9 protein-coding genes are annotated in these 12,330 nt (G+C 67.4%); all 9 read left to right on the forward strand.

What is annotated here, in order from left to right:
- Positions 1–39: 39 nt before the first annotated feature.
- The 9 genes from NAM01S_RS17725 (at position 40) to fadD32 (ending at position 12,266) form a co-directional block, all read left to right on the forward strand.
- Entirely contained in the window at positions 40–1,113 is a 1,074-nt protein-coding gene (locus tag NAM01S_RS17725; protein WP_067786605.1) for an alpha/beta hydrolase, read from the forward strand.
- A 301-nt stretch (positions 1,114–1,414) separates the two neighbouring features.
- Entirely contained in the window at positions 1,415–2,467 is a 1,053-nt protein-coding gene (locus NAM01S_RS17730) for an alpha/beta hydrolase (protein ID WP_084483028.1), read from the forward strand.
- Positions 2,468–2,966: 499 nt separating this feature from the next.
- On the forward strand, positions 2,967–3,965 hold the full coding sequence (locus tag NAM01S_RS17735; RefSeq protein WP_084483029.1) for an alpha/beta hydrolase: 999 nt from the start codon (positions 2,967–2,969) through the stop codon (positions 3,963–3,965).
- 298 nt (positions 3,966–4,263) lie between these two features.
- Positions 4,264–5,301, forward strand: a complete 1,038-nt coding sequence (locus tag NAM01S_RS17740; RefSeq protein ID WP_253798913.1) for an alpha/beta hydrolase — start codon at positions 4,264–4,266, stop codon at positions 5,299–5,301.
- A 161-nt stretch (positions 5,302–5,462) separates the two neighbouring features.
- Entirely contained in the window at positions 5,463–7,337 is a 1,875-nt protein-coding gene (locus tag NAM01S_RS17745) for an alpha/beta hydrolase-fold protein (protein WP_084483030.1), read from the forward strand.
- A 102-nt stretch (positions 7,338–7,439) separates the two neighbouring features.
- Positions 7,440–7,988 (forward strand): DUF732 domain-containing protein, encoded by a 549-nt coding sequence (locus NAM01S_RS17750; protein WP_067786611.1) that lies wholly within the window; start codon positions 7,440–7,442, stop codon positions 7,986–7,988.
- Positions 7,979–8,965, forward strand: a complete 987-nt coding sequence (locus tag NAM01S_RS17755; protein WP_084483031.1) for a cutinase family protein — start codon at positions 7,979–7,981, stop codon at positions 8,963–8,965. Before NAM01S_RS17750 ends, NAM01S_RS17755 begins: the two co-directional genes overlap by 10 nt.
- 168 nt (positions 8,966–9,133) lie before the next feature.
- Positions 9,134–10,153: an LLM class F420-dependent oxidoreductase gene (locus tag NAM01S_RS17760; RefSeq protein WP_067786615.1), complete on the forward strand. Its 1,020-nt coding sequence runs from the start codon at positions 9,134–9,136 to the stop codon at positions 10,151–10,153.
- Positions 10,154–10,346: 193 nt separating this feature from the next.
- Positions 10,347–12,266, forward strand: coding sequence for a long-chain-fatty-acid--AMP ligase FadD32 (gene fadD32, locus NAM01S_RS17765; RefSeq protein WP_067786617.1), 1,920 nt, complete (start codon positions 10,347–10,349; stop codon positions 12,264–12,266).
- Positions 12,267–12,330: the final 64 nt, after the last annotated feature.

Genomic DNA, 12,330 nt, shown 5'->3' on the forward strand with positions numbered 1-12,330 from the left:
GCATGTAGCGAAAGGCCTAAAAAAATAATGCGAGGCGTGATGGGGCGCAGCGCGCAGGCTGGTCGCCTGCGTGCTCGAAGAGCCGGTGGATGGCTCAAGAAGTCGGTCTTGGTGTCGATGGCAGTCGTGCTACCGCTCGGGGCGTCGGTGGCAGGCCAGGGCGCCACCGCGTCCGCGGCGTTCAACCCGGAGGGCTTCGACTTCTGGGTCGACTCCAGCATGGGGCCGATCAAGTCGCGCATCTTCCGCGCGGCCGACGGCAACACCAACCGCGTTGTCTACGCGCTGGACGGCATGCGCGCCCGCGGTGACCTGAGCGGCTGGGAGATCGACACCGAGGTCGCCCGCGAGCTGACCAAGTGGAACATCAACGTGGTCATGCCGGTCGGCGGCCCGTCCAGCTTCTACGCGGACTGGAACGCGCCGAGCACCTTCCTCGGCATCCCGACCGGCTCGGGCCCCTCCGGCTCGTCCTCGGGTTCCTCGATGACCGGCTCGTCCGGCTGGAACGAGACCGTCGGCAAGGTCAGCACCTACAAGTGGGAGACCTTCCTGACCCAGAACCTGCGCTGGGCGCTGCGCGACCGGCTCGGTTTCAGCCCGAACCGCAACGGCGTGTTCGGCCTGTCGATGGGCGGCTCCGCCGCGCTGACGCTCTCGGCCTACCACCCGGATCAGTTCAGCTTCGCCGGTTCCTACTCCGGCTACCTGAACATCTCCGCGCCGGGCATGCGGGAGGCGCTGCGCGTCGCGATGCTGAGCGCCGGTGGCTACAACATCGACGCGATGGCGCCGCCGTGGGGCCCGCAGTGGCTGCGCATGGACCCGTTCGTGTTCGCGCCGCAGCTCAAGGCCAACAACACCCGCCTGTGGATCGCCGCAGGCAGTGGCCTGCCCGCCGCGGGTGACGTGCACTCGCCGATGGACGTCGTCCAAGGCGTGCCGCTGGAAGCGCTCGCGCTGGTCAACACCAGGGCCTTCCAGGTGCGGATGATGACGCTCGGCGCCAACAACGTCACCTACAGCTTCCCGCCCGTCGGTATCCACAACTGGCGCAACTGGGAGTCCGAGGTCTACCGGATGATTCCGGACCTCTCGGCCCACATCGGCTGATTCCAGGCTCGACCCGAAACCGCCCGGCGCGCCCCGCGCCGGGCGGTTTTTCGTACGCCGCGCCGGGCATCCGTAATGGGGGTCGACAACGAATCCTCAGCGGGAAACCCGCGAATCCTTGTGGGCTGGATCACTTTCCAGCAACATAGAAGCATTCGTTGCCGATCGATACCCATAGAACATGCACAGAGGTCGAAAGGTCCGTTTTCAGCGCGGATGCGTGATCTTCGTGCCCGATCAGGGGGCCGGTCGAGTTGCTTGCTGTTTGCCTCCCCCGGTTGTCGAGGAAAGGTCGAGTCGAATGCGTACTGCCCGTGGGAAACACCGTCGCCATTCGTCCGGATCGTGGATGCGCAAGTGGGCGCTCGGCGTAGCGGTCGCGATGTTGGCGCCGCTGGGAGTTTCCGTCGCGGGCACCGGAGCGACGGCCTCGGCGGCGTTCAACCCGGCGGCCTTCGACTTCTGGGTCGATTCGGGCATGGGCCCGATCAAGTCCCGCGTCCTGCGCGCCGCGGACGGCAACACCAACCGCGTCGTCTACGTCCTCGACGGCATGCGCGCTCCCGAGACGCTCAACGGCTGGGAGATCGAGACGAATATCCCCGCGCTCCTGGCCAGCTGGAACATCAACGTCGTGATGCCGGTCGGCGGCATGTCCAGCTTCTACGCGGACTGGAACGCGCCGAGCGAACTCCTCGGCATCCCCGCGGGTTCCGGCTCCAGCTCCGGCTCCGGCGCGATGAACATCCTCGCGGGCGGTCCAGGTAAGAGCTACCGGTACCAGTGGGAGACCTTCCTGACCGAGAACCTGCGCTGGGCGCTGCGCGACCGGCTCGGTTTCAACCCGAATCGCAATGGCGTCTTCGGCCTTTCGATGGGCGGCAGCGCCGCGCTGACCCTGGCGGCCTACCACCCGGACCAATTCAGCTTCGCCGGTTCCTATTCCGGCTACCTGAACATCTCCGCGCCCGGCATGCGCGAGGCGATCCGCATCGCCATGCTCGACGCGGGCGGTTACAACGTCGACTCGATGGCGCCGCCGTGGGGCCAGCAGTGGCTGCGGATGGATCCGTTCGTGTTCGCGCCCAATCTGATTCGCAACGGCACCCGCCTCTGGATCGCCGCGGCGAGCGGCCTGCCCGCTGCCACCGATCCGCCGAGCTTCAACACCCTCAACGGCATGGGGCTCGAGGCGCTCGCGCTCGCCAACACCAGGGCCTTCCAGGTGCGCATGGCGACGTTGGGCGGCGGCAACGCCGTGTACTCCTTCCCGGCCTACGGCATTCACGCCTGGAACAACTGGGCCGACGAGGCGACCCGCATGCTTCCTGACCTGTCCGCGAATATCGGCTGACGCACCACCGAGGACCGCTCGGGGCCGCCAGGGCTCCGGGCGGTCTTTCGCGTTGGCTGAACGATCGCTGGTGAACGAGCGACACCGACCCCCTATATGAGGAGACGCCCACCGGGGCCGGAACCGGCCGCCATCCGGTTTTGATCACGATCCGATATACGGGCGCGTCCCTCGGCTGTTTGCTTCGAATATGCACATATAGAAGAGCAGTACCGCTTCGGAACAGCAGTACCGCCGAAACCCGTGCTAGTCCGGTTCTCGGCACCAGTGGCGATCCTCATGCACGACGGTTGCGGTCGATGGAGACCGCGCGGGCGAAAGGTCTGGTCGATGCGAGTTGACGGGTTGAGCGAACGCAGTGAGCGAATCATGGTCCGGCGCGCACCGCACATGGCGCCGCTGAGCGCGGGCGAGGTGCGGGCATGAGCGAACGCAGTGAGCGAATCATTTGCCAGCGCGCCTCGCGCATGCCGGAGCCGAGCGTCAGCGAGGCGCAGGCATGAGCTGGAGGGTTGCCGGGGGACGTTCCCCGCGGCGGTGGTTGCGGCGTTCGGTCGCCGGTCTCGCGCTCGCGCTCGCGGTACCGTTCGGCGCCGCGTCCGCCGGGCTGACGGCACCGGCCACGGCGGCCTTCAATCCGGCCGGTTTCGATTTCTGGGTCGATTCCAGCATGGGCCCGATCAAGTCGCGCATCTTCCGCGCGGCCGACGGCAACACCAATCGCGTCGTCTACGCACTGGACGGCCTGCGCGCGCGCAACGACCTGAGCGGCTGGGAGATCGACACCGACATCTCCCGGATCCTCACGCAGTGGAACATCAACGTCGTGATGCCGGTCGGCGGTCAGTCCAGCTTCTATTCGGACTGGATCGCGCCGAGCAACACCAACGGCCAAGCGGTCACCTACGCCTGGGAAACGTTCCTGACCGAGAATCTGCGCTGGGCGCTGCGCGACCGGCTCGGTTTCAATCCGAACGGCAACGGCGTGTTCGGCCTGTCCATGGGTGGCAGCGCCGCGCTCGCGCTGGCCGCCTATCACCCCGATCAATTCCGTTACGCGGGTTCGTATTCGGGATATCTGAACATTTCGGCGCCCGGCATGCGCGAGGCTTTGCGGCTCGCGCTGCTCGACGCGGGCGGTTTCAACATCGACGCCATGTGGGGCCCGCCGTGGGACCCGCGCTGGCTGCGCCACGACCCGTTCATGTTCGCGCAATTGTTGCGGCAGAACGGGACGCGGCTCTGGATCTCCGCGGGCAGCGGCCAGAACGGACCGCGTGACGTGATCAACGCGCCGATCGACGTCTATCACCTCGGCAACGCCATGGCATTGGAGACGCTCGCGCTCGCCAACACGCGTGCGTTCCAGGCCAGGATGGACACCCTCGGCGGCGGGAACGCGATCTACAACTACCCGGCGGTCGGCGTGCACAACTGGCATTACTGGCAGGACCAGGTGCTCGCGATGCTGCCCGATATGAGCGCCCATCTTGGATGACGTAACAAAATGACCCTTCGGGGACGACATCACTGCTGAGACGCGGTAGGGTCACCGCACGATCACAGATTGTGCGCGGGCGGATTTCGGCCACCCGGTCGACCGCAGCCTTGCTAAGGATTCGGACGTCGAATATCCTCCTGCGAGCGTAAGTGTGACCATATCGTTGTAGCGCCGTCGATTGATGCCGGAATGTCGGGAACCGGTATCGGTGTGACGCGCGTCTCGTTGGCAGCACGGGTGTCGTCCCGCCGTTTCGGCGCGGCGGCACCGCAACAGCAGAAAGTGAGCAGGATTCATGCGTTTCGGCAGGGCCGCCGCGCCGAAGAGTGTCAAGTCGGGTCGGCGAGGCGCACCTCGTGGTTGGCGTAATCGAATTCTGGCTGTCGGTGCCGCTGCGCTAGCGCTGCCGATCGCCGCAGGACTGGCTTCCCCGACCGTCGCCACAGCCGCTCCCGTGCACGCCCCGGCGCTGCGCGCGCCGGCCGGTGGTTACGAGGAGTTGATGGTCCCGTCGCAGATGGGTCCGATCAAGGTTCAGGTGCAGTGGGCATCGCGCGGCGGCAACGCGGCGCTGTACATGCTCGACGGCCTGCGCGCTCGCGACGACCGCAACGCGTGGTCGTTCGAGACCAACGCGATGGACCAGTTCAAGAACGACAACATCACCCTGGTGATGCCGGTCGGCGGTCAGTCGAGCTTCTACACCGACTGGTACGCGCCGAGCAACACCAACGGTCAGAAGACCACCTACAAGTGGGAAAGCTTCCTGACCAACGAGCTGCCGAACTTCCTCGCGGGCTACGGCGTCTCCAAGACCAACAACGCGGTCATCGGCCTGTCCATGGGCGGTAGCGCCGCGCTGGCGCTGGCCGCCTACCACCGCGACCAGTTCAAGTTCGCCGCCTCCTACTCCGGCTACCTGAACATCTCGGCGCCGGGCATGCGCGAGGCGATCCGCATCGCGATGCTCGACGCGGGCCGCTACAACGTCGACTCGATGGCCGCGCCGTGGAGCCCGCAGTGGCTGCGCATGGACCCGTTCGTGTTCGCGCCGCAGCTGAAGGGCCTGCCGATGTACATCTCGGCGGCGTCGGGTCTGCCCGGTCAGTTCGACCGGCCCGCCTCGCCGGTCGGCCTGTTCAACACCGGTAACGCGATGGCGCTCGAGGCTCTGTCGCTGGTCAACACCCGCGCGTTCCAGGTCCGCCTGAACTCGCTCGGCATCCCGGCCTTCTTCGACTTCCCGGCCGCGGGCACCCACTCCTGGAAGTACTGGGAGGGCCAGCTGTGGAACTCGCGCAAGGGCATCCTGGACGCCACCGGCGCCTGGTGATCACCGCGCACTGAACAACCGCACGACGCCGTCGCTTCCTCGCGAAGCGGCGGCGTCGTCGTTTTCCCGGCCCCGACACGCCGTCGACCGCGCGAAAACACATCGGTTCGCTACGGGCGAGTCTCCCGGAAACTGGAGGTTTGCCGGAGTACAAAACTCATGTGGCTGGAGTTGCGTGTGGTAAATGGAGGAGAGGTCGACGCCGCGGCGGACGCACGACGCGTGGCCGTTTCGCTCTGCTCGCCACCGTCCTGGTGCTACCTCTCGCCGCGGGCATCACCCCGCTGACCGCGCCCGTCGCCGCCCAGCCCGCGGCCGCCCTCGCCGAGGCCACCACGCAGAACGTGGTCTGGCTCGGTGACCGCCGGGTGGCGCTGTGGGTGCACTCGCCGTCGATGGGCACGCCGGTGCAGGTGCAGTTGCTGCTGGCCAGGGACTGGAACTCCCGGCCGGACGCCAGGTTCCCCGTGCTGTTCATGCTCGACGGCCTGCGCGCGACCGAGGACGAGAGCGGCTGGACCAAGGACGCGGGCGCCGCGGGCTTCTACGCCGACAAGAACGTCACCGTGGTGTTGCCGGTCGGCGGCCAGTCCAGCTTCTACTCCGACTGGTTGCAGCCGAACAACGGCAAGAACTACAAGTGGGAGACCTTCCTGACCAAGGAATTGCCGCCGCTGCTGGAGAGCCAGTGGCGGGCCACGGCGGTGCGTGGCATGGCGGGCCTTTCGATGGGCGGTACGGCGGCCATGTTCCTCGCCGGGCGCAACCCCGGTTTCGTCAGGTACGCCGCCTCGTACTCGGGCTTCCTCACCACGACCACGCTCGGCATGCCGCAGGCCATCGAGTTCGCCATGCGCGACGCGGGCGGCTTCGACTCGGCCGCCATGTGGGGTCCGCCGACCAGTCCGGAGTGGGAGAACCACGACCCGTACGTGCTCGCCGACCGGTTGAAGGGCACAAGCATCTACGTCTCCAGCGGCAGCGGCGCCACCGGGCCGTTCGATCAGGCCTCCGGCATTCCCGGCGTGAGCACCAACTACGCGGGCATGGGCCTGGAGATCCTGTCCCGGCTGACCTCGCAGAACTTCGTCACCAAGCTGGCCGAGTTGTCCATTCCGGCGCAGGTCAACTACCGGCCCTCGGGCACTCACTCGTGGCCGTACTGGGACTTCGAGATGCGCCAGTCCTGGACTCAGGCGGCGGCAGCGCTCGGGGTGGAATCCGACAAGCCCGCCTGCGCGCCCGCCGAGACGCTCGGCGCCGCGGTGGCCGCCAACGGCTGGCTCGGCGAATGCCTCACCGGGGAGTACCAGGTGGCGGGCGGCGTCGCGCAGGACTTCCATGGCGGCCGGGTCTTCCATTCGCCGGAGAGCGGCGCGCACGCGGTCGGCGGCATGATCGGCGGCGGCTACCAGGCCGCGCACGGACCCGCGGGCCCGCTCGGCCTGCCCACCGGCGGCGAACGCGCGCTGCCCGACGGTCGCGGCCGGTTCCAGCCGTTCCAGCACGGCTCGCTGTATTGGACGCCACAGACCGGAGCACAAGTGGTGCGAGGCGCGATCCTCGACGAATGGGGCGCGCAAGGCTTCGAACGCGGACCGGCGGGCTATCCGATCGCGCCGGAGATCAAGACGCCGAACAAGGACGGCGCCGTGCAGGCCTTCGAAGGCGGCCCGTTCTATTACAGCGCCAAGACCGGCGTGCACCGGGTGCACGGGCTGATCCTCGGCAAATACGCCCAGCTGGGATTCGAGAACAGCTGGCTCGGTTTCCCTGCGGCGGAAGAACTTCCGCTCAAGGATCTCGGTCGCTACAGCCGATTCGAGGGCGGCAACATCTATTGGAGTCCGCTCTCCGGAGCCTGGGCGGTGCGCAACGGGCCGATGATGGACGCCTGGCAGAGCGCCGGCTTCGAGAACGGCAAACTCGGGTACCCGATCAGCGACGAGTTCGCGATTCCCGGCGGCGTGCGGCAGAACTTCCAGGCCGGGTTCATCACGGTGGTGAACGGCAAATCGGAGGTTCACGGCCTTTGATTCCGACCGGTCTGTTGGCTGACTGACGTCGCCAGGCCCGTCGTTGCCATTACCCTGGGGGCGACCGATCCCCCTTGCCCAATAGATCGAGGACAGAAATACATGCATCGGACCCGAGGAAAGGTACTCGGCGTCGCCGTGGCGATCGCCGCGACCGGCCTGCTCAGCGCCTGCGGTGACAACGACTCGACCGCGACGAGCACGCCGACGCTGAAGCCGACCACGACGACGTCGGCGCAGGCCGCAGCGCCGACCAGCCCGGCAGAAAGCGGCCACGAAGGCCACGAGACCACCCCGGCTCCCGCGCCCGAGCAGGCACCGCCGCCCGCCGAGACCGTCGCGCCGGAGCGCCCGGAGCCGGTGCCGACGAACGAGGTGCCGCCCGCCGACACCTCCAACCTCACCGAGAAGGACCGCAAGTTCCTCGACGCGCTGAAGGCGCAGGGCATCACCCCGTCCAGCCCGGACATCGCGCTGAGCATCGGTAGCTACGTCTGCCAGGGTGTCGCCGCGGGCGCGTCCGAGCAGGACCTGACCACGTTCGTCAACGCGATGGCCGGTTCCGACCCGTCCTTCGACCCGGCCAAGATGCCGGTCGAGCAGGCCGGTCAGATCTACATTCAGACGGCCAAGCAGAACTACTGCCAGTGAACGCGCGCGGTTCGAGACCCCGCCGGCTTCGGCCGGTGGGGTGCCTGATAGCGCTGGCGGTCATCGCGTTGATCGTCGTCGTGGTGATCCTGCTGTGGTTCCTGCTCGCCGGACGGCTGCGGGTGCCAGAGCCTGGCCCCGAACCGCCGAAGCCACCCGTCTCGCAGCCCGCCACCTGCCCGGACGTACAGATGATCTCGGTGCCGGGCACCTGGGAGTCGAACAGCAACGACGACCCGCACAACCCGGCGGCCAACCCGCTGTCGCTGATGCTCAACATCTCCGGGCCGATTCAGCAGCAGTTCCCCGACGAGCGCGTCGACGTCTACACCGTGCCGTACGTCGCGCAGTTCTCGAACCCGATCGCCATCCCGCCGGACGGCCAGGAGTCCTACAACAACAGCCGTTCCGAGGGCACCCAGCGGATGGTCGACATGATGACCGAGCGGTCCCGTGAATGCCCCTTGACGACCTATGTGATCGCCGGGTTCTCCCAGGGCGCGGTGATCGCGGGCGACGTGGCCGCGCAGATCGGCGCGGGCAAGGGTCCGGTTCCCGCCGACCGGGTGCTCGGCGTGACGCTGATCGCCGACGGCCGACGCACCCTCGACACCGGCCAGGGACGCGCCATTCCGATCGGCACGCCGCCGCCCGGCGTCGGCGCGGAGGTCGCGCTGGCGGGCCTGAAGGTGCCAGGCATCACGATGACGGGTCCGCGCGACGGTTTCGGCGCACTCGCCGACCGCACCTACACGATCTGCGCACCGGGCGACATGATCTGCGACTCGCCGCCGCAGGCGCTGAATCCGGTGAACTGGATTCCCAGCGTGCTCGCGTTGGTGCGCGCGGTCGGAAATCCGGTGCACGCCTTGTACAACGGATACGTGGTGGATGGCAACGGCACCACGGCGACCCAGTGGACGGCGAGCTGGGCGAGCGGTCTGATCGAGGGCGCCCCTCGGCCCCCACATTCGTGAGATGGCACAAACCACGCCGACGTCGTCGTGTGTTCGGCCAGCCGCTGCCGCAGCAACCGTACGGGAGTTCGTCGCAACGTTGTAAAGTGCGCTGATGATCGCGACTACCCCCGAGTATCAGGGGCGCGAGTCGCGCCGCATTTTCCTTACAGCCAGGAGCATGAGTTCATGACACAAGCCGCCGCCACGGCCGGTGAGCTGACCGCATTGGGCACCCCGTTGCGTCCTTTTCGCTTCGCGGCTGCGGGCGAGGGAAACAAGCAGGAGGGCGGCGCCCGCAAGTTCGTTCAGACGGCGCAGCAGGCCGAGGAGTACGGCTACGACACCTTCGTCGTGCCGGATCACCTCGGTGACCAGATCGGTCCGATCGCCGCGCTCGGCGCACTGACCCAGGCCACCGAGAAGATCCGTCTCGGTACGTCGGTGCTGGCCAACGGCTTCCGCCACCCCGTGGTGCTCGCCAAGGATCTGGCCACCATCGACGTGCTGTCGAAGGGCCGCCTCGAGGTGGGTCTCGGCGCGGGCTGGAAGCAGGACGAGTACCAGGCCGCGGGTCTGGTGTACGACTCCCCGGGTGTGCGTCTCGCCAAGCTGGACGAGGCGCTGACCATCCTGGACGTGCTGCTGCGCGGTCAGGAGTGCACCTTCGAGGGCAAGTACTACCAGGTCAACGGCATCAAGGGCACCCCGCGTCCGCGGCAGGGTCCGCGCCCGCCGATCTGCACCGGCGGCGGCGGACCGAAGATGCTGCGCCTGGCCGCCAAGCACGCCGACATCATCTCCGTCGTTCCGGTCACCACCAAGAACGGCAAGGGTCTGCTCTCCGGTATCACCTTGGAGAAGACCATCGAGAAGGTGAATCTGATCAAGGAGGCCGCCGGCGAGCGGTTCGATCAGATCGAATTGAACTGGGCCATCACCGCGATCGTCATCACCGACGATCGGGAGAAGACCGCCGAAATGGCGCTGACGGCCATCGAACGCGGCCTGCACCCCGATCTCGAGGTCGACACCAAGCTCTCGGTCGAGGACATCCTGAATTCGCCGTACGTGGCGATCGGGACGTTCGAGGAGATCGCCGAACAGATCCGTCGTGTGCGGCAACTCACCTCGATGTCGTATGTCGGGGTGTTCCCCACCCAGATGGACGCGTTCGCGCCGGTTATCCCCCTGCTGCGGGATGAGTGACCCGGCCTTCTCTGTAACATGACTCTGGTTTGAGAACATTTAGCCGATAGCGGTCACCGCGCAGACCGCGTGAAAATCTGCAGGTTCGGCGCTAGGACGACGAGCACCCGCGGGCGAAAGCGAGTCGGGGCCTCACAGGTAACAGGCGGCGGGGCCGCCGTCTTGCTGCGTGTGCCTCGGAGGAGAAGAAGGAATGGAAGAGACTTTCGACGACTACCTGGACGAAACCGGGAACATCCGTATTCCCGAGGATCACACCCTGGTTGATCACGTCGAGAAGCACACCCGCAACGACGCGAACACGCTCGCGTACCGCTACATCGACTACTCGCGGGAACGCGATGGCGAGGTACACGAGCTGACGTGGCAGCAATTCGGTGTTCGGCTGCGCGCGGTGGCCGCCCGTCTGCAGCAGGTGACCAAGCCGGGCGACCGGGTTGCGATCCTTGCTCCGCAGGGCCTCGACTACGTGGTCTCCTTCTTCGCCGCCATCTACGCGGGCACCATCTCGGTGCCGCTGTTCGACCCGGACGAGCCAGGTCACACCGACCGCCTGCACGCGGTGCTCGGCGACTGTGAGCCCTCGGCCATCCTGACCGCGAGCTCCTCCGCGGCCGGGGTGCGTCAGTTCTTCCGCGCGCTACCCGCGGCGCAGCGCCCGCGCATCATCGCGGTCGACGCGATCCCGGACAGCGTCGGCGACACCTGGGTCCGCCCGGACATCAAGATCGACGACATCGCCTACCTGCAGTACACCTCGGGGTCGACCCGGGTTCCGGCCGGTGTGGAGATCACCCACCGCGCCGTCGGCACCAACCTGCTGCAGATGGTCCACTCCATCAACCTGGACTGGAACTCGCGCGGCGTCACCTGGCTGCCGCTGTTCCACGACATGGGCCTGCTGACGGTGATCCTGCCCGCGGTGGGCGGCAAGTACATCACCATCATGTCGCCGAGCGCGTTCGTGCGCCGCCCGTACCGCTGGATCAAGGAACTCGCCGCGGTCTCCGACGGCGCCGGGACCTTCGCCGCCGCACCGAACTTCGCGTTCGAGCACGCCGCGGCGCGCGGTCTGCCGAAGCCGGGCGAGTCGCTGGACCTGTCGAACGTCATCGGTCTGATCAACGGCAGCGAGCCGGTCACCACCTCCTCGATGAAGAAGTTCAACGAGGCCTTCGCGCCGTACGGTCTGCCCAAGACCGCCATCAAGCCCTGCTACGGCATGGCCGAGGCGACCCTGTTCGTCTCCGCGACCAAGGCCGAGGACGAGGCCAAGGTCGTCTACGTCGACCGCAACGAGCTCAACGCCGGTCGGATGGTGAAGGTCGACCAGAACGCGGAGAACGCCATCGCGCAGGTGTCCTGCGGTTACGTGGCGAAGTCGCAGTGGGCCGTGATCGTCGACCCGGAGACCGTGGAGAACGACGGCGGCGGCCACGAGCTGCCCGACGGCCGGGTCGGCGAGATCTGGTTGCACGGCAACAACATGGGCATCGGCTACTGGGGCCGTCCCGACGAGACCGCGAAGACCTTCCAGAACAAGGTCACCGAGCGGCTTGCCGAGGGCAGCCACGCCGAGGGCGCCGCGGCCGACGGCAACTGGATGCGCACCGGCGACTACGGCGTGTACTTCGAAGGCGAGCTCTACATCACCGGTCGAGTCAAGGACCTGGTGATCGTGGACGGCCGCAACCACTACCCGCAGGACCTCGAGTACTCGGCGCAGGAAGCGAGCAAGGCGCTGCGCCCCGGCTTCGTCGCCGCGTTCTCGGTGCCCGCCAACCAGCTGCCGCCCGAGGTGTTCGAGCAGGGCAGCCACTCCGGCCTGAAGACGTTCGACGCCGACGACGCCTCCGAGCAGCTCGTCATCGTCGCCGAGCGCGGCCCTGGCGCGGGCAAGGCCGATCCGCTGCCGATCGCCGACGCGGTGCGCGCGGCCGTCTCGCAGCGCCACGGCGTCACCGTGCGCGACGTGCTTCTGGTTCCCGCGGGCTCGATCCCGCGCACCTCCAGCGGCAAGATCGCCCGGCGCGCCTGCAAGACCGCTTATCTGGAGGGAACCTTGCGCGGTGGTTACACCCAGCAGGCCTTCCCCGATGCACCGGAAGAGTAATAGCCCAGGGTGAGCTAGAGGCCGACCAGCGACGCTCGGCGCGGACAATACTCATCCACGCCGA

It is taken from the genome of Nocardia amikacinitolerans NBRC 108937 (assembly GCF_001612615.1).
GTDB lineage: Bacteria > Actinomycetota > Actinomycetes > Mycobacteriales > Mycobacteriaceae > Nocardia > Nocardia amikacinitolerans.

Coding starts and splice junctions, on each gene's coding strand:
- NAM01S_RS17740 (WP_253798913.1), top strand. CDS start 4,264: ATGCGTTTCGGCAGGGCCGCCGCGCCGAAGAGTGTCAAGTCGGGTCGG.
- NAM01S_RS17760 (WP_067786615.1), top strand. CDS start 9,134: ATGACACAAGCCGCCGCCACGGCCGGTGAGCTGACCGCATTGGGCACC.
- NAM01S_RS17735 (WP_084483029.1), top strand. CDS start 2,967: ATGAGCTGGAGGGTTGCCGGGGGACGTTCCCCGCGGCGGTGGTTGCGG.
- NAM01S_RS17725 (WP_067786605.1), top strand. CDS start 40: ATGGGGCGCAGCGCGCAGGCTGGTCGCCTGCGTGCTCGAAGAGCCGGT.
- NAM01S_RS17730 (WP_084483028.1), top strand. CDS start 1,415: ATGCGTACTGCCCGTGGGAAACACCGTCGCCATTCGTCCGGATCGTGG.
- NAM01S_RS17750 (WP_067786611.1), top strand. CDS start 7,440: ATGCATCGGACCCGAGGAAAGGTACTCGGCGTCGCCGTGGCGATCGCC.
- fadD32 (WP_067786617.1), top strand. CDS start 10,347: ATGGAAGAGACTTTCGACGACTACCTGGACGAAACCGGGAACATCCGT.